We start from the raw sequence: 22,261 nt of genomic DNA, 5'->3' as shown, positions 1-22,261 counted from the left end.
TGCGAGTGGCATCCTGGTCGGGTGAACAACGAGCTCGACGTTTCTGTCGCTACTCAACTGGTTTCCGGCGCCGTCGGCTTCAACCTGAGTCAGCTGTGCGTGGGAGTGGCGGACCTACAGCTGCACCTCAACGATCAGGCCTGCCGCAGCTGCTGAAGAGCCACTCCCGGCCGACCGAGTCTTCTGCGTCGGCGGCGGCGGGCTGGACATCTACTCCGAGCACTGAGCGACTACGACGACTTGGCAGTAGACCACCGTGGGGGCGTACATCCAGGAGCCTTAGTCAGGAAGGTGAATGCGCACGAGGTTGCGGCCGCGCACGGTGAAGATGTCGCCGGACTCCTCGTCAACCGCGAGTTGCGGTTCGTTGTACCAGTCACCCGCGAGCCCCGAGACCAACGTCGTCGTGGTGGCATCCGCATTCATCTGGGCCAGCACCTCGCTGGTCACCAGGAGCACAGCGCCGGCCCGCACCGTGAGGTAGCCGGGCCGCCCGGCCGGTGTCCGACCCGCACCGATCCTCGTGCGAGTGACCGGATCCCCGACCAGCAACACGCCCTGCGCCGTGACGCCGTACAGCAGACCGCGATGGTGGACCAGACTGACGTACCCGGTCGCACCGGGCACCGCGGCCCACGTCCACACCACCGTGCGGGTCGTGAGGTCGAAGCCGACCAGCACCGCCTCCTTCGCCACCGGCGGCGCGCCGTCCACGCTGATCTCGGTGCCGAGGTAGGCGAGGTCACGGTAGCTCGCCACGGCCGCGACCGCCTGGTCGGCGACAAGGTCGTCGTACCGGTCGATCCCACCGGAGCGCACGTCGACGACAGCGAACGCGCCACCGGGAATGCCGTACTCGTTGCGTACGCCGATCAGCAGCAACCGTCCGGGCGGATGCAGGCGCATCGAGCGCGGCCGGTTGGCCAGGCCGCCCATTTTGCCGATCCTCACGACGTTCGCCGAGCGGTGGTCGTACGCGTCGACGAGCGCGCCGGGGTAGATCGCCATCACGGTGCGGCCGCGGACCAGGGTCATCGACTTCGCCTCGCCGTCCACCCGTACCCGCCGGCTCGTCCCCCGGGCCAGGTCGTGCACCTGCAAGCCGAAGTTGCCACCCACGAGCACCTGCGAGGATCCACTGTCGTACGACACCGACTGCGGCGGCTCCGGCCCGGTCCGCAGGCCGACGTCGGGAAGGTCCACCACGTTCACCGCGCCCCCGTCGGCGGCGTCGTACGTCCACCACAGCCCGGCGCCGGAGGCTCCGTGCACCACGCCGTCGCGTACGAATACTCCGCGCGTCTCCTCGGCGGCAACCGGAACCGCGAGCCGGGTGAGCGTGCCCGTGTCCAGCTCGTACGCATACAGCGCGCCGCTCGGGCGGGCGGTGAAGTACGCGGTGCTTCCATCGATCGTGATCGCGTCGATCGTGCGTTCGCCGGTGGCGACGACAGTGGTGCGCGTGGGGTCGGCGCGGTCGATCACGACGAGCTGACCGTGTGGCTCGGTGCCGGCCACCACGTGGTCGGCGCTCACCGCGACGTCGTAGACGAACGACTCACCGTGCAATGCCGACGGCAGGATGTCGGACCGGGCGCCGGTCACCGGGTCGATCGCGACCAGCCGGGCCGACGTGCCGGTGCCGGCGTACACGGTGCCGTCCGGTCCGGCCGCGACACAGCGGACGTACTGCAGACCCGGCACCGCCTGACCAAGGTCGCGGACGGCGGGACTGCCGGAGCCGGCTGTGGGATCGATCTCATAGACCTTCCCACCCGGGAAGGTACCGGCGTAGATCTTCCCGGCCGGTGAGGCGGTGAGGTCGAACGCGTACTGCTCGTTGCCCAACCGGCCAAGGCGTTCCACGGCGCCGGTGGCGAGGTTCAGCCGGTGGATGTCGGCGACGGCGTACATCCCGGCGTATACCCGACCACCGACCGCCACCGCGCCCCAGCCACCGAGCCCGGTCGTCAACTCGTGGTTGGCAACCACCCTCCCGGTGCTCAGGTCGTACTCGGCCAGGATCGGTGGCTCGAGGCCGCGCGTCACCACGAAGCCGCTGTCACCGGCGACCGTCATCCCCACGATCGGTGCGCCCAGCACCGCCGGGCCGAGGTCGTCGACCGTCGGCGCGGCTTCCGCCGCCAGAGCGGGCGTCGCGACGGCCGGAAGCGTCGAGGCGACCGCGCCGACACCGGCCACCCCGGCCGCTCCGAGCAGGCGGCGCCTGGTGAGGCCGTCGTGGTCGCGTTCAGGCGTGGTCATCAGCTGCCCTCCAGTCCGATCCGAACGAGGTTGCGCCCGCGAAGTGCGTACAGCGCGGATCCGTCTGGCGCCGCCGCGATCATCGCCCCGCTGTAGCTTTCGGTGCGAAGGTCGTCCACCACGGTCGTGGTCGCGAGCGTCGAACGGTCGACCTGGAACACGTGGCGAGTGTCGGCTCCGTAGATGGTCCGTCCGACCAGCACCAGTGCCGGTGCGCCGTCGGCGACCTGCGCGGTGCGCACCACCTGCCTTCGGCGCGGGTCGTACTCGAACATCAGCCCGGTGTCGGTCACGCCGTACACCCGGTCGCCCGTGGCCACCAGGTCGACGATCTCCCTGGCACCGGGCACCGGAACCGTCTCGTACGTGACGGAGCGGGTAGCCAGGTCGAAGACGGCCAGCTTCGCCTCGGGTGCTCGCGGCGTCGTCCCCAGACCGTTGCGGATACTGCTGCCGAGGAAGACCGTTCCGCCCTTGATCGCGACCGACCGCACCGACTGGTCCGGCACGACGTCGCGGTACACCGCCAACTGCCCGCCGCCCGGATCGTAGAGGCCGAGCGCGCCGCCGTACCTGCCGTACTCCGGTTGGGTTCCGATCGCGAGCAGCCCGTCGCTCGGTGAGTACGCCGCGTCCAGAGGCCGGGTCTGGTCGTTGCCGAGGGTGGTGACCCGGACGGGCTCGCCGCCGGGTGACATCCGGAACAGATAGGCCAGGGTGTAGACCGACAGCCACAACTGTCCTCGCACAGGCGTCATCGCCTTCGCCTCGCCGGGCAGGAACACCCGCTTCGACGTGCCCGTCGCGAGGTCGTGCACCTGGATCCCGGCCTTGCCGCTGACGTAGACGCGGGGCCCGTCGGTGGCGATCGCCATCGCGAGTTCGGGCGCCGGCGGCATGCCCGCCTGGGTGATGTCGACCCCGTCGTACTTCCCCGTGTCGAGGTCGTAGCTCACCACGTTGCTGGTAAGGACGCCGCGCAGCGTACGTCCGTCGAGGATGATCCGGCCGAAGTACGCACCGTCGTAGGGAACCAGCAGCGACGTGAGCGTGCCGGTGTCCCGGTCGTACTTGTAGAGGGTGCCGGACGGGCGGGTGCCGAAGTAGACGTCGTTGTTCGCCGCATCGATGGTGATGGCGGTGATGTAGGAGTCGTTCGGCGCCTGCACAACCTCGTAGCGCGCCGGGTCGGCGGTGTCGATCAGCAGCATCGTCCCGGTCGCGGACAGGCCCGCCGCGAGCACGCCGTCCGCCAGGGCGAGGGTTGCGACGAACGTACGGTCGGCGAACTCCGGGGGCAGGATGTCCCTGCGAGCACCGGTTGCACGGTCGATGGCCATCAGGTGCGCGTGGGCCCCGACGCCGGCGTAGATCGTGGTGTCGTCGACGGCGATGCTGCGAACGTACTGCTCACCCGGCACCGCCGGCCCGTAGTCGCGCTTCGCACCTGTCGCCGGGTCGTACTCGAAGACCCGGCCGCGCGAGTACGTCCCGCCGTAGACCTTGCCGTCCGGTGAGCTGTCCAGCGCCCAGATGAAGTCGTCCGGCCGGACGTCGGCGACCTTCGTGACCGATGCGCCGGCGGTGTCCACGCGGTAGAGGTCACCCGGTGCGTAGGTGCCGACGTACAGGTCGGTGCCCACCGCGGTCGTCGCCCACGCGCCCTGTCCGGTCGGCAACGTGTAGCGCTGGGTGACCCGCTTCTGCGCCGGGTCGTACGCACCGACGACGGTCGGGCTGACCCCGCCGGTGTTGACGTAGATGCGGTCCCCGATGGGCTCGGACCCGTTGAGGACGGTGACCGAGGACGCCGGGCCCAGGTCCGTGACGGGCGCACTCGCGGGCTCGGCCACACCTCGCGCCGGGCCGAGCGCGCCTGCGGGAAGGGCGGTCGCGACGGCGAGAGCGACGGCGGCGGTGGCCGCGGTAGCGGTGACGATCGCGGAACCTGGCATGGCGTTTCTCCCGCGGGCTCGGGGCGGACGAACGACGACGTTGCAGGCGATGGAGCGATCTTTCGGTCCGGACTGTAATTAACGATCGTCGTCCCCGACAGCCCTTGCCCTGTCGTCGTCCGCGTTCGGCCGTCCGGCCGATCGGTCGTTCGGTCGTTCGGCCGTTCGGCCGTTCGGCCGTGCCAGGCGGACTCGGTTCGAAGACCCGACTCAGTTCAGGAAGCCGAACGACTGTGCGAGGTTCGCCTCGGCGATCCTCCGCATACCCTCCCGGTTGGGGAAGTCGGTGTCGAGGATGAGCAGAGGGTTCGCGACGAGCGACAGGTGCATCGCGAGGCGGTAGAGCGCGAGCCGCTGCCTGTCCAGGTCGTCCCGGCGAAGGGCCGCATAGTGCGCGCCGAAGCGGATCCGCAGGAAGACGTGCTCCCATTCGACGTCGAAGAACATCAGGCCCTCGATGTCGATGAGGACCGGGGCACCGTCGGACCCGACCATCACGTGATCCGGTCCCAGCTCGCCGTGGATGAGGCCGTACTCGGTGCGAGGGCGGATGGCACCCGCCAGCAGCCGGAGGACGTCGGCGAACTCGTCGTGCGCTCTCGCCACTCGCCGGTCACGAGACGCTGCCCCGGCGAGATCGGCGAGCGCGTTGTCGAGAACGACCTGCTCGCACGAGGAGCCGACCGGGCGACCTCCGCCCTTGACCATGGCGACCTTGCCGTACGTCGGTCCGAGGTGGGCGTGCATGCGGCCGAGGGCGTCACCCAGCCGGCCCACGACCGCGCTCGCCGCTGCCGGATCGTCCACCAGCAGCGTCTCAAGGTTCGGACCACGGAGATCCTCGACGACCGCGACGTCCGCCGGGAAGTGCGCCCGGCTTCGGTCCGCGAGGTAGACCCGCGGGCTGCGTACGCCCACCGCGTCCAGGTGAGTGCGCGCGGCCTCGAACAACTCGAAGCCGGAGGCGTGCGAGAACGGGTCCGCCCAGTCCTCGTCGTCACCCTTGCCGTCAGCTTTGCCGTCACCCTTGCCGTCACCCTGGTCGGCACCGTCGCCGTCGCCGCTCGGCGAGGACGGCCAGTAGTTCTCGTCCGGGTCCCAGCTGTAGACGATCGCCGTGCTGTCGTCGTCGAACGCGAGGCGGTACACGCCCTTCTTGGTGCCACCGGCCAGTCGTTCGGTGGCAACCAGCCGGCGGCGGTTGCCGAACACCGCGCGGGCGAGCGCGGCCAGGTGCTCAGGGTCGGCGAACCTGCGTTCTGCGGTCACCGGTCGATCCTCGCCGCAGAAACGACAGCGGCACAAGACAATTCGGACATACGCGAAACTCACAGGTCAGGCACAGGTCAGGCACAGGTCAGGCACAGGTCAGGCACAGGGTGGCTCGAGCACGAGGCCGAGGTTCTTCGGGCCGCGGAAGTCCAGCCGTACGGTCTCGCAGGCGCCACCCAGGCCCCGGTGGTGGGCGACGATCGCGGCGAGGAGGTCGGTCTGGCCCAGCTTGTGGGATCGATCCCAGAAGTTGCAGCAGGGCACCACCAGAACCGGACGCGTAACGGCCGAATCCACCACCTCCCGCAGCGCCTCGTCCGGGTGGAGACCGACCACGACGTCGTAGAAGTCGGCCATCTTCGCGGAGTACTCCTCCGCCCGCCCGGGCACGCCCTTCAGCGTCCATCCGCGCGGGTCCACCACCTCGCACTCCATGCCGTACCGCTTGCGCAGCAGACGCGCCAGCATGCCCTGGCCACCGGCGACGTCCGCGACGTACTTCGCCGCCGGGAACCGCTCTCCGACGTACGCCGCGACCACCTCGAAGCGGGCCGGGTCCCCGTGGAACCGATGCCGGCTCATTCCCCGCCCTCCCATGTAATCCCTGTCATGTGATCGCCATTGAACCGCCGGGTGACGTTCCATGTCGCGGAGTCGTCCGAAACGTCCGGCTGATCCCCGACACGTCCCACACGGCGAACGTCTGTTCGAAGCATCGGGTAGGGTCGAGGCGTGACCTCGGCGTTCCAGGGCTCCCTGCTGGACTACGCCGACGAGCCGGGCCTGGCCGAGCTCGCCGGCGCCGTCCGCCGCGTGCCGCTCAGCTACGGAGCGTGGATCGACCTGCGGCCGGGCTGGGTGCGCGGCTCCGACCAGCTGTTCGAGCGGTTGAGTGAGGTCGTTCCGTGGTACGCCGAGAAGCGGCAGATGTACGACCGGGTTGTCGACGTCCCGCGGCTGCTGTGCTTCTACGACGAGGACACTCCCCTTCCCGACCCGTTGCTCGACGAGGCCAGGGCCGCGCTTGACGCCCACTACGCCGAGGAGCTGGGTGAGCCGTTCCGCACCGCCGGGCTGTGTCTCTACCGCGACGGCAGTGACAGTGTCGCCTGGCACGGTGACCGGATCGGCCGCGGCCGCACCGACGACACCATGGTGGCGATCATCTCCCTCGGCGCCCCGCGTTCCCTGCTGCTGCGGCCACGCGGCGGCGGTGAGACGATCCGCCACCCACTGGGCCACGGCGACCTGATCGTGATGGGCGGTTCCTGTCAGCGCACCTGGGAGCACTGCGTGCCCAAGACCAGGGGCGTGGTCGGGCCGCGGATCAGCATCCAGTTCCGCCCGCGCGGCGTGCGCTGAGCCCCGGCACCCACACCCCCGGGCTCGATGGGCGAGACGGCGCAGACCATGCCCGGACAGGTCGGCCGCCGCCCGCCCGGCTTCGTGGTTGGCTGGCGGGCATGCACATCGATCTCACCGGACGGGTTGCCATCGTCACCGGCGCCGGGCGCGGGATCGGCCGCGCGCTGGTGCGCCGGCTGGCCGCCGAAGGGGTCACCACCGTGGCGCTGGACGTCCACCCCGGCGACCTGGACTCCCTCGGCGCCGAGCTCACCTCCGAGACCAGCGTGCCGGCGAGCCAGTTCGTCTGTGACGTCACCGACGCGGCGCGCATCCAGGAGGTCGTCGAGGAGACCGTACGCCGATACGGCCGCATCGACATCCTGGTCAACAACGCCGGCATCGTCGCGGGCGGCCCCGTCGACGTCCTGTCGGAGGAGAGCTGGCGCCGCTGCCAGGACGTCAACCTCACCGGAACGTTCCTGATGTGCAAGGCCGTCGTGCCGGTAATGAAGGAGCAGCGTTCCGGGCGCATCATCAACGCCTCGTCGTTCGCCGCCATCGTCCCCAGCGCCGGGGGCTCGGCCTATGCGGCGGCGAAGGCGGCGGTGGCGCACTTCACCCAGGCACTCGCCGGCGAGCTCGGCCCATGGGACATCACCGCGAACGCCTACGCCCCGGGCATGGTCCCCACCCAGATGAACCACTTCGCCGAACGCTCCCCCGACGAACAGGACAGGCTGCTGGACCTGCTCACGATCCGCCGCTGGGGTACGCCGGACGACATCGCCAACCTGGTCTGCTTCCTCGCCTCCGACCAGGCCGGGTACGTCACCGGGACGCTGATCGACGTCAGTGGCGGCAAGCTCGCCACCCAGATCCCCCGCGCCGCCTACGACCGCGCGGCCCGCGCGACCTGACCGGCCGCGCGGCCAGGGCCGGGGCGGCTCACGCCTTGAGGTGGTCCCGCAGCCAGGTCGCCGCCTGGGCCACCGCCGCCCGCGCAGCCCCGGTGTCACGGAGCGCGTCCAGCATCACGAAGTCGTGGATCATCCCGGCGTACCGCACCGCGGTCGTGGGCACCCCCGCCCGGCGCAGGTTGACCGCGAACGCCTCTCCCTCGTCACGGAGCACGTCGGCCTCCGCGGTGATCACCAGCGCGGGCGGCAGGTCGCGCAGGTCGTCGGTGTCGGCACGCAGCGGGGACACCGTGACATGGGCCCGCTCCTTCTCGTCGGGGGTGTACTGGTCCCAGAACCACCGCATGGCGTCCCGGCGCAGGTGGTAACCCTCGGCGAACTCCTCGTACGAGCCGGTGTCGAACGCCGCGTCGGTCACGGGGTAGAACTCCACCTGCGCGGCAAACCGCACGTCCCCACGTTGTTTCGCCAGCAGGGTAAGGGCGATCGCCAGGTTGCCGCCCACCGAGTCACCGGCCACCGCGATGTGGGAGGAGTCCAGTCCCTGCAGGGCGCCCTGGGCGCACACCCACTGCGCCGCCGCGTAGCACTGCTCCAGCGCGACGGGGTAGCGCGCCTCCGGTGCCCTGTCGTACTCCGGGAAGACCACGGCTGCCTGCGCCTGCGTGGCGAGCTCGCGGACCAGCCGGTCGTGGGTCTGCGCGTTGCCGAACACCCAGCCGGCGCCGTGCACGTAGACGATCGCCGGCAGCAGGCCCCGTGCCCGCGGCGGGCGGAGGATCCGCACACGCACGGACCCGGTGGGGTCGCCGCCATCGCCGTACGGCACGGTCACCCACTGCTCGGCCACCTCGGGCCGGTCGACGCCCTCGCCGGACTGGACCTCGTCCAACGCCGCCCGGCCCTCTTCTGGCGGCAGCTCGTACAGATAGGGCGGTGCGTCGGTCGCCTCGGCGAACGCCTGCGCGGCCGGGTCGAGTGCGATACCTCGCGGGTTAGCCGTCATGGCTGCTCCTGAGACCGAAACGGGCGACTCGGAACGTACGACACACAACGTACGACGAGATCGCCCGCTTCGGAACCGAACGCCTACTTCAGGGCGCCCCTCGTCAGCCCGGCGACGAACTGCTTCTGGAAGAAGATGAACACCAGGATCACCGGCAGGGACGCCAGCAGCGCACCGGACAGCAACATTCCGTAGCGGAAGTCGTACGGTCCGATCAGCGAGGAGATCCCGAGGTTCATGACGAACATCTTCGGGTTGGTGGTGATGATGAGCGGCCAGAAGTAGTCGTTCCACAGTCCGAGGAACGTCAGGATGCCGAGCACGGCGAGGCCGGGACGGACCAGCGGCACGACGACCCGCCACCAGATGCCGAACTCGGTGGCGCCGTCCACCCTCGCCGCGTCGAGCAGCTCGTTGGGAATCGACAGGGTGTACTGCCGCATCAGGATGATCCCGAACGCCGTCACCGCCCGCGGGATGATCAGGCCCTGGTAGGTGTTGAACCAGTCCAGCGTCCGCATGATCTGGAACTGCGGGACCAGCAGCACCTGGCTGGGCAGCAGGATGGTGGCCAGCATCAGGAACAGCAGCGGGGTCTTGAACCTGAAGTCGTGCTTGGCGAACGCGAACCCCGCGAGCGAGGCGAGCATCACCGCGAGGAACGTGCCCACCACCGCGACGATCGCGGTGTTGAGCATCCACCGGGCCACCGGGAAGCCGTCGAACAGCTGCACCATGTTGGTGAACGTCCACGTCCGCGGCCACAGCGTGAGCGGTACGCCGAAGATCTCGGAGTTGCTCTTGAACGCGCTGAAGGCCATGTAGAGGTAGGGCAACACCTCGACCAGGACGCCGATCAGCAACAGCACGTTGACGATGACGAACGACACGACCGGCCAGCGGCGCTTCGTCCCCGCCATGGGCGCGGTGTCGGCCTGCGTGCGCGCGGATGCCTTGGAAATGGCCTTGTGAATGACTGCCACCTACTTCACCTCACTCGCCGGGCGCGGACCTACCGCGGAAGACCTTGATGTTGACCAACGACACGATCAGCAGGAAGAACGTCATCACGTAGGCGATCGCGCTCGCGTAGCCGACGTTGAAGAACTGGAAGCCCTGGTTGTAGATGTAGAGCGTCACCGTGAGCGAGGCGTCGGAGGGCCCGCCGTTGGTGAGCAGGAACGGCAGGGCGAACAGGTTGTACGACCCGATGATCGCCTGCAGGACCACGAACAACGCGATCGGCCGCAGCAGCGGCATGGTGATGTGGCGGAACGCCTGCCAGCTGCTGGCGCCGTCGATGGCGGCCGCCTCGTAGAAGTCCTCGTCGATGCCGTTGAGGCCGGCCATCCAGTACAGCGCGTTGATGCCCGTCCACGTCCACAAGCCGATCAGCACGATCGCGAACATCACCAGCTTCGGATCGGTCAGCCAGGCGAACGGCCCGACTCCGAACCAGCCCAGGGCCGCGTTGAGCAGGCCGAACTGCTCGTCGAGGATGCGGGCGGCGATGACGGTGATGACCACTTCGGAGGTCAGCACCGGGAAGAAGAAGGCCGTGCGGTAGAAGGTCTTCCACTTCACCGACCTGGAGTTGATGGCGAGCGCGATCAGCAGGGACAGGCCGCCGATCAGGACCACGCTGCCGAGCGCGTAGATCGTGGTGTTGCGCAGCGCCATCAGGAACCGTGGGTCCGACATCAGGTGGATGTAGTTGCCCAGCCCCACGAACGTGCGGTTCTCGAACCCGAAGCCCTTGGTGAAGCTCAGGATGAACGAGTAGATGATCGGGTACAGGCCGAACACCAGGAACAGCAGGAAGAACGGCGCGATGAACAGGTAGGGCGACACCTTCCGCTGCCGTCGCCACCACCACGTTCGCGCCGGTTCCAGCGGCGCGGTCAGGCGCGCGCCCAACGTCGACGTCGCCATCAGGCAACCTCTCCTTCTCTCACGGTCCCCACGACAACGGCCCCTGCGACAGCCCCCATGCCGGCCCTCACGCCGTCACGAAGTTGATGGTGTCGACCGACTCCTGCTGCGCCTTGGTGAGCGCGGACCGCGGAGCCATGCGCAGGTTCTGCATCGGCGGGGTGAGTCCCACCCGCACGAACGTGCTGGTCGTCTCCGGCCAGTACGGCGACATGTAGGCCGTCGGGATCTCCGGCGACACCGCCTGGATCATGGCGCCCACCCGCTGGTTGTCGAAGAACGGCAGCGGTTCGGACAGCCGCTTGTCCTTGAACGCGGGTTTGTAGGTCGGCCACACCTGGCGGATGCCGAAGTCGGTGAGCAGCGCCTGGGAGTTGGTGTGCTCCCACAACACGAAGTCGCGCGCCTCCTCGGCGTACTTGCTGGTCTTCAGCACCGTCACGCCGGTGCCGCCCCAGGTCGCGGTGCGCGCACCGCCGGCCTCCCACCGCGGGAACGGCATGAGGTGCCACTTGCCCTTGGTCTGCGGGATGTTCTGCTGGACGAACCCGCTGAACTGCCAGGAGGGACCGAGCAGGGAGGCGATCTTGCCCTGCTCGAGCGCCACGTTGTACGACTGGCCGGCCGGGCGCAGCGTCGACCATCCGTCCTTCATCGCGTTCTGCATCCACGCCAGGGTGCGGACGCCCTCGGGGGTGTCCAGTGCGGGCGAGCCGTTCTGGCGGAAGAAGCCGCCGCGTTGCTGCAGCGTCTGCATCCACCACTGGCTCCAGTCGAGGTAGGCCTGGTCGATCAGGTAGCTGCCGGTGTCGCGGTGGAACCGCTTCGCCTCCTCGGCGAAGTGCTCCCAGGTGGTGACGTTGGTGTCGACCTTCGCCTTCTTCCACACGTCGTGGCGGTAGCTGAGCAGGCAGGCGTTGAGCTCGTTGCCGATGCCGTACGTGCGGCCGCGCCAGCTCCACGGGTCGGTCGCGGACGGATGGTAGAGGTTGTCCCATTCACCCATCTGCTTGAGCTTTGCGGCCAGATCGACAAACAGCACGTTACCTTTGATGAAACGGGGGAACTGACTGATTTCGACGTCGGCCATGTCCGGGCCGCCGGAGCCGGCCTGGGCGGTGATGAGCAACTGGTCGTGCATCTGCGTGTACGGCAGGATGAGCCAGTTGATCTCGAAGTCCGGGTTCTTCTCCTTCTTGTACCGCTCGAAGGCTTTCTTCTGCCACGCGATACGAGTGTCGGTGAATGCCCAGAAATTCAGCGTCTTCTTCGCCCCGCGATTGACGTTGGGCGCCTGCCCGCAACTACCCAGAACCGACCCGCCGGCGACCGCGGCACCTGCTCCTACAGCACCTTTGAGCAGTGCCCGTCTGGTCAAGGACGCCATCTTCACCAGCCCTTCGAAGCGTCGAACCGGCCCGCTACCTGCAATATGGGGCAGTTCGTTTTCCTACTGATGGAAATACGGTTGACGCGACACACACAAATCCGCCGTCGGAGGCGTTGAGCGTACGACGGGACGCATTGCACGGCTACCCGGGTGGCCAGCTTCGGACAGCATTGGATTCAAGTACTGACGTGGATTGGGAACTGAACTTTCAAGTAATGAGCGCTCAACAAACTGGGTTGCCCTTTTTACGTCGGCAAAGCCGGGCGAAGGCGACCGTAAAAACGGACGGCGCGGCCGACCCCGGGCACGGGACGCCGCGGCCGTGGACGGGCCACCGGCGACTGCACTAGCGTCCCAGGACATGCCGCACGCACCAGGCAAGCCTGGCAACACCAGCCCGTACGAAATGTTCCGGACACTCGCCGACGACAACCACCCGAAGCACGGCTACCGGCCCGGCGAGGACGTCGCCGCCTGGCGGGCGCGGGCACTGCCGGACGTACTGGCCACCCTCGGCCAACCGCCCGCTCCGGCGTCGGAGCGACGCGCCGACCTGGTGGCGGAATGGCAGGACGGCCCGGTGCTCACCCAGCGCTGGCTGGTCTCGGTGAGCGAGCACCTGGAGGCCTACGCCTACGTCAACCGGCCCGCCGACCTCTCCTCCGGCGAACGGCGTCCGGCGCTGCTGTGCTGGCACGGCCACTCCGCTGGTGGCAAGGAGGTCATCATGGGCAACGCCTCCTCCCCCGAGTACCGCGACGCCGACCTGGACACCCACACCTCCTACGGGCGCCGGATGGCCGAGGACGGGTTCGTCACCTTCGGCATCGACTGGATGGGGTACGGCGACCAGGACGACCGCCGCAAGCCACACCACCACGACGTGGCCGGCAACCGGGACTGGTGCAACCTCTACTACCTGCAGGCCACGATGCTCGGCATGACCCCGCTCGGCATCAACCTCGCCCACGGGCGGAGCCTGGTCGACCACGTGGCCGGCCTGCCGTTCGTGGACGCGGACCGGCTGGGCGTGATGGGGCTGTCCGGCGGCGGCACGATGACGTTGTGGAGCGCGCTCACCGACGAGCGGCTGCGCGCGGCCGAGATCATCTGCTACAGCGACCTGTTCGCCGTCTTCGGCTTCCGCGACCTCAACTACTGCGGCTCCCAGATCACCCCGGGTCTGTTCACCCTGGTCGATCTGCCGGACCTGCAAGGACTGCTTGCGCCCCGTCCGCTGCTGGTTGACATCGGTGCGTACGACGAGTGCTTCCGGCTGGAGTCGGCGATGGCCTGCCACGAGCGGGTACGCGAGATCTACAGGGCGGCGGACGCGGCCGACCACCTCGAGCTCGACCTCTTCCCCGGCGGGCACGGCTGGGGCGGCAACCGGTCCGTGGCGTTCTTCTCCCGACACCTCGGACCCGACCGATGAGCGGCACCACGGCGGACCGGCGTACCGGCCGTACAAGACGTACGAGATATGCCCTCTGCGGCCTGTCCAACCGCGGGCTGTCGCTGTTCGCGCTGCCCCTGCTCGGCCTGGACGCCACGGGCACCCGCAGGGCCGAGCCGTCGGAGCTCACCGAGGTGTCTGAGCACGGCGAGCTGGTCGCGATCCTGGACGTGGACGCCGAGCGGGTACGCGCGTTCGGCGACCTGACCTCCACGAACGTCCCGTACTACGCGCCGGCCGAGTTCGACCGGATGGTGGACGAGGTCGATCCGGACGTCGTGCTGGTCACCTCACCCGACGCCACCCACGCGATCTACGCGATCGCCGCGCTGCGCCGGGACCGTGACGTCATCACCGAGAAGCCGATGGCGGCAAGCTGCGCGCAGGTGCGCGAGATGCTCGCCGCCGAACGCGCCAGCCGCGGGTCGATCAGGGTGGCACACAACCTCCGTTACACCGAGCGCAACCGGCAGCTGAAGCGGATGCTGCTCGACGGCGCCGTGGGGAGGGTGACCAGTGTCGAGCTGACCTGGAGCGTGGACACCTACCACGGTTCGAGCTACTTCCACCGGTGGAACCGCGAACGCCGGATCTCCGGCGGATTGTCCATCCACAAGGCCTGTCACCACTTCGACATGGTCAACTGGCTGGTCGGCGACGTGCCGCAGCAGGTGTTCGCCTACGGCGCGCTCAACTACTACGGGCCGAACAGCCCGCACCGCCCGGACCCCGACAGCGCCGCCGACCCGGATCTCGTGGGCCCGCGCCGGGGTTGCCCGTACCACCAGCGCTGGCTGGCCGACGGCGACGTCCCCGAGGACGACCACCTGAAGCCACGCACCGGCCTGGGCGGCCTGCCGTACACCGTGCAGTATCCGCCCGGGACCCGGAACTGGATCTACGACGAGGCCATCGACATCGAGGACACCTACTCCGCGGTCGTCCGCTACCGGTCCGGCGCGAGCCTGAGCTACTCGGTCCTGTTCTCCGGTGGGTGGGAGGGCTACCGGCTGGCGATCAACGGCACGCACGGGCGGCTGGAGACGTGCAGCATCGACTTCCGTGACGGGAAGGGCGAGACACCGGAGTCGGGGCAGATCGTGCACTACCCGATGTTCGAGCCGGCGCGGCGCCACGACGTCGCCGGTGGCGAGGGAGGGCACGGCGGCGCGGACCCGCTGATCCGGCACGACCTGCTGCTCGGCCCGTCGAAGGAGTCGCTGGACCTGCGCATACCGGCCGACAGCCGGGAGGGTGCGCTGGCGGTGGCGATGGGCGAGGCGGTCTGGCGTTCGGTGGCCGACAACCGTCCGTACCTGATCGACGAACTACTCGACGAGACCGCACGCACGTGAGCCTGCGACGACGGGGAGGTACGGCGATGGTGAACGACCTGGCCGCCGGGCGGCACGTGGTGGGCGAGCAGGCCTGGCGCGACGGGTTCTTCCTGGTGGAGGATCTGGTCGGCGCCGGCGACTGCGCGCGGTACGCCGCCCGGCTCGGCGACTACGCCAGTGGCCGGCTGGCGGCTCCGGACGGCATCAGGCTACAGCGCGAACCCGCGCTCGACCGGTCCGGCGAGGTGCGTCCCGACGGCGGGGACATCCGCAAGGTGGACGGGCTGTTCCACGACGACCTGCTGCACGGGCTGATCACCAGCGACCAGGTTCTGCGCTTCGTCCGGGCGCTGGTCGGTGAGCCTCCACGGCTGTTCCGCGCCACCGCGCTGATGAAGCCGGCTGCGGTCGGGTCGGAGAAGGGGCAGCACCAGGACTCTCCGTACTGGCCGATCGAGCCGATGTCGCTGTGGTCGTGCTGGATTCCGTTCGACGACGCCACGACGGACAACGGCTGCCTGACCGTCGTCCCCGGCAGTCACCGGCGCGGCGCACTGCCGCACGTGCAGACCCAGGACGACTTCGTCGTACCCGCCGAGCACTACGACCCGGCCGCGCTGGTACCGGTGCCGATGAGGCGCGGCTCGGCGTTGTTCTTCCACAGCCTGCTGCTGCACGGGAGCGCGGCGAACACCTCCGGCGACCCGCGCCGTGCGGTGACCATGAGCTACATGGGCCCGGGCCACCGCTACACCGGCGCACCGCCGGTCCCGGACTACCCCACCTTCCAGGCCTGACTGGTAGCTGCCGGAGAGCTCGGAGCACCCGGCAGGGAAGGGGATTCGGCGAAACGGCCCCTGCGCCGCGTCGGCTTCTGGTTTTCTGATCACGGACTTGTGGATCAAGGTCCGTTGTCTCGTACCAGAGTTGATCGAGGGGGGCCACATGCCGTCGCCGACGGGCAATCTTCCAGGGCGGGTAGCCGGGGACTACGCGTGGGTGGGCCGGTTCGGCGGCCAGCCGCGCGACCAGTTGCTGTTGTTCGATCCTGGTGACTACTTCCGTACGGGCAAGGACTGGTGGGTCGGTTCGATCCAGGACGCGACCCTGCGATGGACGCGGGTGGGCAACACCGCCGGCTTCGGGAACTCACCGGAAGGCTGTGCGGTCTGGAGTGTACGGACCGCACCGGGTCAGGATGGGATCCTGTTCTACTACCCGGGTGACCGGAACTGGTGGCTGGGCCGCACGGTCAACAACCAACTGCAGTGGAACGTCGCCGGAAACACCCGGGGCTTCGGGCAGGTGTGGGACGGCCGGCCCTTCTGGACCGGCGACTTCACCGGCGACGGGCGTACCGACATCATGTTCTACTACCCCGGCGACCGGAACTGGTGGCTCGGCCGCAGCGACGGCAACGCCCTGCAGTGGAACGTCGCCGGAAACACCAGCGGCTTCGGCCAGGTGTGGGACAACCGGCCCTTCTGGACCGGCGACTTCACCGGCGACGGCCGTACCGACATCATGTTCTACAGCCCGGGCGACAAGAACTGGTGGCTGGGCCGCAGTGACGGCAACACACTTCAGTGGGGGTATGCCGGAAACACCAGCGGCTTCGGGCAGATCTGGGACGGCCGGCCGTTCTGGACCGGCGACTTCACCGGGGACGGCCGTACCGACATCATGTTCTACTACCCCGGCGACAAGAACTGGTGGCTCGGCCGCAGCGACGGCGGCCAGCTCCGCTGGAGCGTCGCCGCCAACACCAGCGGCTTCGGGCAGATCTGGGACGGCCGCCCCTTCTGGACCGGCGACTTCACCGGGGACGGCCGTACCGACATCATGTTCTACTACCCCGGCGACAAGAACTGGTGGCTCGGCCGCAGCGACGGCAACACACTCCAGTGGAGCGTCGCCGCCAACACCAGCGGCTTCGGCCAGATCTGGGACGGCCGCCCCTTCTGGACCGGCGACTTCACCGGCGACGGGCGCACCGACGTCCTCTTCTACACGCCAGGCGACAGGAACTGGTGGCTCGGCAACTCCGACGGCGCCCAGCTGAACTGGACCCGCGTCGGCGTCTCCGTTCCCGTCTACAGCCCGCCCCCGCCTCCTCCGCCGCCCCCGCCCGCGCAGGTGCGGGTGCCGAACGTCGTCGGCGTGACCGAGAAGGCGGCCAACGACCTGCTCGGTGCGGTCGGGCTGGGGATCGGCTTCGTCTGGAACCCCACCGGCGAGATCGACATGAACCGGCTGAAGGTCGTCGCGCAGGACCCTCCGCCCGGCACGCTGGTCAACCAGGGCAGCAAGGTCAACCTGAACGTCACCGCCGAGCGGCCGCCGGGGCTCAAGTCGCTGAAGCTGACGAACCTCAACACCGACAACCGCAGTGTCTGGCTGCACCACTGGAGCGCCCAGACCAACAGCTGGGAGGAGCTGGGTGAGCTCGCGAGGGGTGCGAACAAGACCGTGAGCTTCGAGTCCGGGTACGCCCATCTGGTGGTGGCCGTCGACAAGGGACTGATCAACTGCACCGACGGCAGCCCGACGAACCTGAGCTGTCAGCGGTTCGAGGTCGGTGTGCTCGGGGACAGCAACGGAGTCGCCGCGGAGGCAGCGATCTACTAGCTGGCTCGACGTCGCCTTCCTCGGTGGCTCGACGTCGCCTGACCCCGCCGTCACTCGGTAGGGTCAGGCGACGTCGACGCGAGGAGCGATGCCCGGTGGTCGAGCAGTGGCGGGAACGGCTGGAGCAGCGAGAACAGCTGGAGGCGAACGCCGGCTCCTACGCACGGGTGGCGCTGGACAACATCGACCGGGAGTTCCCGTACGCCCTCCCACACACGATGCGGGCGCCGGGTGACTTCCCGCACCGGCCGCGCGCACAGCACCCGGTCTTCTACGGCAGCTACGACTGGCACTCGTGTGTGGAGATGTACTGGCTGCTCGTGCGCCTGCTCGCGACGGGCAGCCGCGGTGTCCCGGTCGGGGCGCTGCCGGAGGAGGAGATCCGGGCGGCCCTCGACAGCCATCTCAGCACCGACGGCCTGGCCGCCGAGGCCGCGTACATGGTCGACAGTGTCGGAGGTCGCCGGGAGCGCCCCTACGGGTGGGGATGGGCACTGCGGCTCGCCCACGAACTCGCCGGCTGGGACGACCCGGACGCCCGGCGGTGGGCGGAACGCTTCACCCCGCTCGCCGAGACGCTGACCGGGAACTTCCTGCGGTGGCTGCCCGACGCGACCTATCCGGTGCGGTACGGCGTGCACTCCAACAGCGCCTTCGCCGTCTCCCTGTCGCTTCCGTACGCCCGGGCCCGCGCGGCCGCCGGCGACCCGGAGCTGCTGGACGCCTTCGTCACGGCCACGCACCGGTGGTTCGGTGACGACCGCGACTACCCGGGTGCGTGGGAGCCGTCCGGCAACGACTTCCTCTCCCCCGCGCTGACCGAGGCCGAGCTGATGGCCCAGTTGGTGCCCGCGGAGGAGTTTCCCGGCTGGCTCGAACGGTTCCTTCCCCGACTCGCCGACGGACGTCCGGCGGCCCTGTTCACCCCGGCCGTCGTGTCCGACGACAGCGACGGCCAGATCGCCCACCTGCACGGCCTGAACGCGAGCCGCGCGTGGTGCTGGCGCCGGATCGCCGAGTCCCTTCCCGCCGACGACCCGCGGGTGGGCGTCGCGCTCACGGCGATGCGGCAGCATGCCGACGTGGCATTGCCGCACGTCGCCGGAAGCGACTACATGGTGGAGCACTGGCTCGCGGCCTACGCCGTCCTCCTGCTCACCTGAGGAGCGCGGCGCAACCACACAAGGTGAGGTGAGGCCCCGCGACCAGGCCGGTCGGGCTCACTGCGTTGGTCCCAAGCCGACAGGTCACCGGTCTCGTGCCCCCACCGACCGGCCGTGCCTACGGTGCGAGCGTCGACGTAACAGGGCGCGCGTTCAGAGGAGGTCCCATGCTTCGCAAGCTGCATGAAATGGGAATCAGGTCCGAGCACGCATACATCGCCGGGTTCGCCAGTATCGGACTTTCGGTCGCATCCTGGATGGTCTCGAACCGGAAAGAGCGGGCCGGCATCGACCGTGCGGACCGGTGGGGGATCTTCGTCGGTGAGTGGGCCCCGACCTTCTTCGCGTTGGGAAACGGCCTGCGCAGCTACGAGCTTGCAGAAGAACACGAGCAGACCCGGATTCCCCAGCAGGCGAGCCACGAAGACCACCACGAGAGAGCCGGCGTGTAGTCGATTCTCAACCTGAGCGCGGGTGGGACGTCAGTCGAGCCAGGCGACGTCGTCGACCTGGAACCTCGCGCTCCAGGGCGTGTCCGACCCGATCGCCCGGAAGCCGACCTCGATCCGGGTGATCCGGTCCCGCGCCGCCCAGTCGCCGACGTCGACGCGCAGCTCGTTCCACCTGTCCGGCGTGAAAGATCCCACCGTCACCGACCGGCGCTCGGCTCCGCTGACCAGCGTCAGCGTCGCCTCGTATCCGGTCGCTCCGGGTGCGCCTCCGTAGGAGTCCACCCAGGCGACGACGGCCTTCGCTCCGGACAGGTCCAGCGGGGTAGCCGGGTCGACGGCGACGGTCCTGCTCTCCGAAGCCGGAGCGGCGGCACCGGTCGCCTCCAGCGCACCGGCCCCGCCGTGTGGGGACCCGGGCCCGTTGGCGAAGCTGCCCACGCTCGCCACCGACGTCACGTTGTCCCCCGCCTTCCACCCCTGCACCCCGTCATCGAAGGTGAACAGCGACGTGGGCGTGGCGGCGGGCACCGTGAACTCCACCGGCAGCACCAGTCCGTCGTAGGCCGCGCACACGACCGGATGGTCGGCGTCGGCCGGGTCGAACGACGTCACGGTGGTGTCGTACGTCTTGGCTGCTCCGGTCCCGATCCCGTCGACGTCCAACATGTCCGGTGACACCGCCACACCGTCGCAGGGGCGCAAGCTGAGCTTGCCGGCCAGCGGGCGTACGTCGTTGTTGGTGACCCTCACCGACAGCCTCGAACCGACCGGGTGGTGAGCGGCGACCGTCGCCGAGACGTCGAGGTTCGGGACCGCCCCGCCCGGCGCGACCTCACCGGACACCGCGACGTCGTCCACGTCGAAGCTGCCGCGCCAGTCGTCGTCGGTGGACCCGCGCACCCATACCTTCACCCGGGCCAGCTGTGACCGCTCCTTCCAACCGGACAGGTCCAGGGACAGGACGTTCCAGCCGCGCCGGGGGTCCAACCGTGCCAGGCCGTACGCCACCTGCCCGTCGGCCGCGTACGCGCGCACCTTGGCGTAGAAGACGTTGCCCGGCTTGAACTCTCCCGCTGCGGGTGTCGGCACCCGCACGGCGAGACTCAGGTGCGGCGTGGCGGTCGCGTCCACCGGCTGCGGGAGAACGACGTCGGCGCCCTTCCACGTCTTGGCGTCACGGGACCACGCCGGCAACGAGGCCGCGTCGAACCGCACCCGCAGCGCGCGGCGTCCGTGGTAGCCGCCGGCCACCGTCGAGACAGCGGCCGCGTTGTCAGACACGCGCCACCCGTCCGGACCGGTCTCGAAATCGGCGAGGACGTGCGGGCGTACCGGCCTCGCGCCGTTGCTGGTCCCGACCTGGGAGGGTGGTGTGCGCTCGGCGAGCTTTCCCGGGTCGAAGCCGGGGACGACGTCGGCCCAGTCCCGGATGCCGATCACCGACTTGGCGAAGTCGGTGACCTCCAGGGACCGCGCGGTGTCGATGCCGGCGAACACGTCGTAGCTTCGTTTGCGCCGCCCCGGCATCGCCGCCTCGGACCGCTGGTCGTCCCACGTCCACAGGCCGAGCCGCAGACCGCCCTCCTGCTGGTGGTCGACGTGCCGGTGCAGGATGAACGCGTCGATGCCGTCCAGGAAGCGGATCTTGTAGTAGGCGTACGCGTAGCAGGCGGCCTGCAGGCGTTCGGCATCGGCGGTGTCGCCGGGGGTGTTGCAGCCCTGCTCGGACAGGATGATCCGCCGTTTCGCGCCCGCGTAGGTGAGGTCGTCCTGGGAGAGGTAGTCCGGCAGCACCTCGATGTTCCTGAACGTGATCTGTGGGGTGTCGAAGCCGGGTGTCGCGGCCTTGTCGTTCCAGAACGCCGGGTCGAACAGGTTCTCCGGATAGGGGTGGTAGGCGACGTTCCAGCCGACGTCTCCGGTGCGCTTGGTGAGGGCGTTCAACTGGTCGACGACGTCCTTGCCGGCGTAGAACCTGGTCGGGTTCGCCGGGTCGGGATTGTCGCCGCACACGGTGGTCCAGCAGTGGGTGAGCGAGACGTAGGTGCGAGCACCGGACCAGTACTTCCGCGTTGCCTGCCAGGCGATCCGCACCGCCCGGGCGTAGGCGGGGAGGAACTGCTCCAGCGGCGTGTCACCGGAGTTCGCCCACACCCACTGGGCGTCGACCTCGTTGCCGACGATGTAGCCGACGGCCCGTCCGTGTGCCTGGTCCGCGCGGGTGTAGCGGTCGGCGAGAAACTCCACGGCCGCGGTGAAGTACGCCACTCCCTCCGCCGTCTTGGTGTTGAACGCGTAGACGGTGCCGGAGCCGACCGCGGCGTCGGGGTCGTGCAGGATCGGCCAGGCGGAGTTCGGGTCGCCGCTCTGGTAGAGGATCAGGATCAGGTTGACGAGGATCCCGTTGTCCGACAGGGGTTTGATCTGCCCGTCGAGGCGCGCGACCGCGTCCGCATCGAAGTAGAACGTCCGTCCGCCGGACTCGAACGGCACGACCTTCGACGGGTCGTCACCCGGCCCGTTGCGCATGATCTCGTTGAACGCCACGTTGATCCCGGCGTGCTGGACGCCGAGTTCCTCCGCGTCGTCGGTCATCTCGACCTGCAGGCCCTTCTTGCTCGCCGCCTTCGGGTAGTCGAAGTCGCGCGCGGGAGTGAAGTCGAGTCGGTCGACATACCGAGGGCCGCCGACGACCCTCGCGTCCGCGCCCGACCCGGCCACGGCGACGTACTGGTCGTACAACCGGTCGCGCCCCGCCTGGTCGGTACGAGGGAACGACGCGGCGAACGCGCCGTCGGCTCCCGACGTCGTCCGCGCCACCGCCGTGCCGTTGTCGTAGTCGGCCGCGTCCGCCTCCGCGCCGAGGACGTAGATCGCCACCTGTGCGCCGGCCTCGGCGACGCTTCCGCCGACCTCGACGGTCGTGTCGTGTGCCGACACCGCCGTGATGCCCTCCGACGAGGTGGCGGCCGCCGAGGTGGTGGCGGGGGCCGACGCGATCGCGACGGCGGGCATGGCCGCCACCGTGGCGGTCAGCAGACCTGCCAGCGCGAGAGCGACGGTGAGCGGGCTCCGACGGCGCAACCGCCCGGGCATGGCGAACCTCCACAAGGATGTCCTCGGCGGCGCTGTGGGCGTCAC

General features: G+C 69.3%; 18 protein-coding genes. 9 read left to right on the top strand and 9 right to left on the bottom strand.

Annotated elements, in window-relative coordinates:
* Window positions 1-21: 21 nt before the first annotated feature.
* Entirely contained in the window at window positions 22-156 is a 135-nt protein-coding gene (locus tag ABZV93_RS00725; protein ID WP_354928120.1) for a hypothetical protein, read from the top strand.
* 123 nt (window positions 157-279) lie between these two features.
* Here ABZV93_RS00725 and ABZV93_RS00720 read toward each other — a convergent pair whose 3' ends face one another.
* The 4 genes from ABZV93_RS00720 to ABZV93_RS00705 all read right to left on the bottom strand — a co-directional run bounded on the left by ABZV93_RS00720 (window position 280) and on the right by ABZV93_RS00705 (window position 6,074).
* Window positions 280-2,265, bottom strand: a complete 1,986-nt coding sequence (locus ABZV93_RS00720; RefSeq protein ID WP_354928117.1) for a hypothetical protein — start codon at window positions 2,263-2,265, stop codon at window positions 280-282.
* Window positions 2,265-4,220, bottom strand: a complete 1,956-nt coding sequence (locus ABZV93_RS00715; protein WP_354928114.1) for a hypothetical protein — start codon at window positions 4,218-4,220, stop codon at window positions 2,265-2,267. Before ABZV93_RS00715 ends, ABZV93_RS00720 begins: the two co-directional genes overlap by 1 nt.
* 210 nt (window positions 4,221-4,430) lie before the next feature.
* Window positions 4,431-5,489: a phosphotransferase gene (locus ABZV93_RS00710; protein WP_354928111.1), complete on the bottom strand. Its 1,059-nt coding sequence runs from the start codon at window positions 5,487-5,489 to the stop codon at window positions 4,431-4,433.
* A gap of 99 nt (window positions 5,490-5,588) precedes the next feature.
* Window positions 5,589-6,074, bottom strand: a complete 486-nt coding sequence (locus ABZV93_RS00705; protein WP_354928108.1) for a hypothetical protein — start codon at window positions 6,072-6,074, stop codon at window positions 5,589-5,591.
* Window positions 6,075-6,224: 150 nt separating this feature from the next.
* On the opposite strand from ABZV93_RS00705, the gene ABZV93_RS00700 reads away from it, so the two are divergent.
* Together ABZV93_RS00700 and ABZV93_RS00695 are read left to right on the top strand one after the other, a co-directional pair.
* Entirely contained in the window at window positions 6,225-6,854 is a 630-nt protein-coding gene (locus tag ABZV93_RS00700; protein WP_354928105.1) for an alpha-ketoglutarate-dependent dioxygenase AlkB, read from the top strand.
* Window positions 6,855-6,955: 101 nt separating this feature from the next.
* A complete protein-coding gene (locus ABZV93_RS00695) occupies window positions 6,956-7,756 on the top strand; it encodes an SDR family NAD(P)-dependent oxidoreductase (protein WP_354928102.1) in 801 nt (266 codons plus the stop codon).
* Between the two features lie 28 nt (window positions 7,757-7,784).
* Here the strand turns inward: ABZV93_RS00695 and ABZV93_RS00690 are convergent, their stop codons facing one another.
* From ABZV93_RS00690 to ABZV93_RS00675, 4 genes are all read right to left on the bottom strand, one after another.
* Window positions 7,785-8,762 (bottom strand): alpha/beta hydrolase, encoded by a 978-nt coding sequence (locus ABZV93_RS00690; RefSeq protein ID WP_354928099.1) that lies wholly within the window; start codon window positions 8,760-8,762, stop codon window positions 7,785-7,787.
* 83 nt (window positions 8,763-8,845) lie between these two features.
* On the bottom strand, window positions 8,846-9,745 hold the full coding sequence (locus ABZV93_RS00685; protein WP_354928096.1) for a carbohydrate ABC transporter permease: 900 nt from the start codon (window positions 9,743-9,745) through the stop codon (window positions 8,846-8,848).
* Between the two features lie 10 nt (window positions 9,746-9,755).
* Window positions 9,756-10,694, bottom strand: coding sequence for a sugar ABC transporter permease (locus ABZV93_RS00680; protein WP_354928093.1), 939 nt, complete (start codon window positions 10,692-10,694; stop codon window positions 9,756-9,758).
* 67 nt (window positions 10,695-10,761) lie between these two features.
* Complete coding sequence (locus ABZV93_RS00675; RefSeq protein ID WP_354928091.1) at window positions 10,762-12,072, bottom strand: extracellular solute-binding protein; 1,311 nt, start codon at window positions 12,070-12,072, stop codon at window positions 10,762-10,764.
* Between the two features lie 373 nt (window positions 12,073-12,445).
* On the opposite strand from ABZV93_RS00675, the gene ABZV93_RS00670 reads away from it, so the two are divergent.
* From ABZV93_RS00670 to ABZV93_RS00645, 6 genes are all read left to right on the top strand, one after another.
* Entirely contained in the window at window positions 12,446-13,519 is a 1,074-nt protein-coding gene (locus ABZV93_RS00670) for an alpha/beta hydrolase family protein (RefSeq protein ID WP_354928088.1), read from the top strand.
* Window positions 13,516-14,895 carry a Gfo/Idh/MocA family oxidoreductase gene (locus ABZV93_RS00665; protein ID WP_354928085.1) on the top strand — a complete coding sequence of 460 codons (1,380 nt, stop codon included), beginning with the start codon at window positions 13,516-13,518 and terminating at the stop codon, window positions 14,893-14,895. Before ABZV93_RS00670 ends, ABZV93_RS00665 begins: the two co-directional genes overlap by 4 nt.
* Before the next feature lie 26 nt (window positions 14,896-14,921).
* Window positions 14,922-15,674, top strand: a complete 753-nt coding sequence (locus ABZV93_RS00660) for a phytanoyl-CoA dioxygenase family protein (protein ID WP_354928082.1) — start codon at window positions 14,922-14,924, stop codon at window positions 15,672-15,674.
* Window positions 15,675-15,822: 148 nt separating this feature from the next.
* Entirely contained in the window at window positions 15,823-17,505 is a 1,683-nt protein-coding gene (locus ABZV93_RS00655) for an FG-GAP-like repeat-containing protein (protein ID WP_354928079.1), read from the top strand.
* Between the two features lie 95 nt (window positions 17,506-17,600).
* Entirely contained in the window at window positions 17,601-18,668 is a 1,068-nt protein-coding gene (locus ABZV93_RS00650; protein WP_354928076.1) for a DUF2891 domain-containing protein, read from the top strand.
* A 167-nt stretch (window positions 18,669-18,835) separates the two neighbouring features.
* Window positions 18,836-19,120, top strand: coding sequence for a hypothetical protein (locus tag ABZV93_RS00645; protein ID WP_354928073.1), 285 nt, complete (start codon window positions 18,836-18,838; stop codon window positions 19,118-19,120).
* A 30-nt stretch (window positions 19,121-19,150) separates the two neighbouring features.
* Here ABZV93_RS00645 and ABZV93_RS00640 read toward each other — a convergent pair whose 3' ends face one another.
* Window positions 19,151-22,216: a DUF5722 domain-containing protein gene (locus ABZV93_RS00640; RefSeq protein WP_354928070.1), complete on the bottom strand. Its 3,066-nt coding sequence runs from the start codon at window positions 22,214-22,216 to the stop codon at window positions 19,151-19,153.
* Between the last annotated feature and the right edge of the window lie 45 nt (window positions 22,217-22,261).

This window comes from Actinopolymorpha sp. NPDC004070, assembly GCF_040610475.1.
GTDB lineage: Bacteria > Actinomycetota > Actinomycetes > Propionibacteriales > Actinopolymorphaceae > Actinopolymorpha.
The sequence above is the reverse complement of the archived record's forward strand: the minus strand, read 5'-3'. Positions and strand labels throughout refer to the sequence as shown.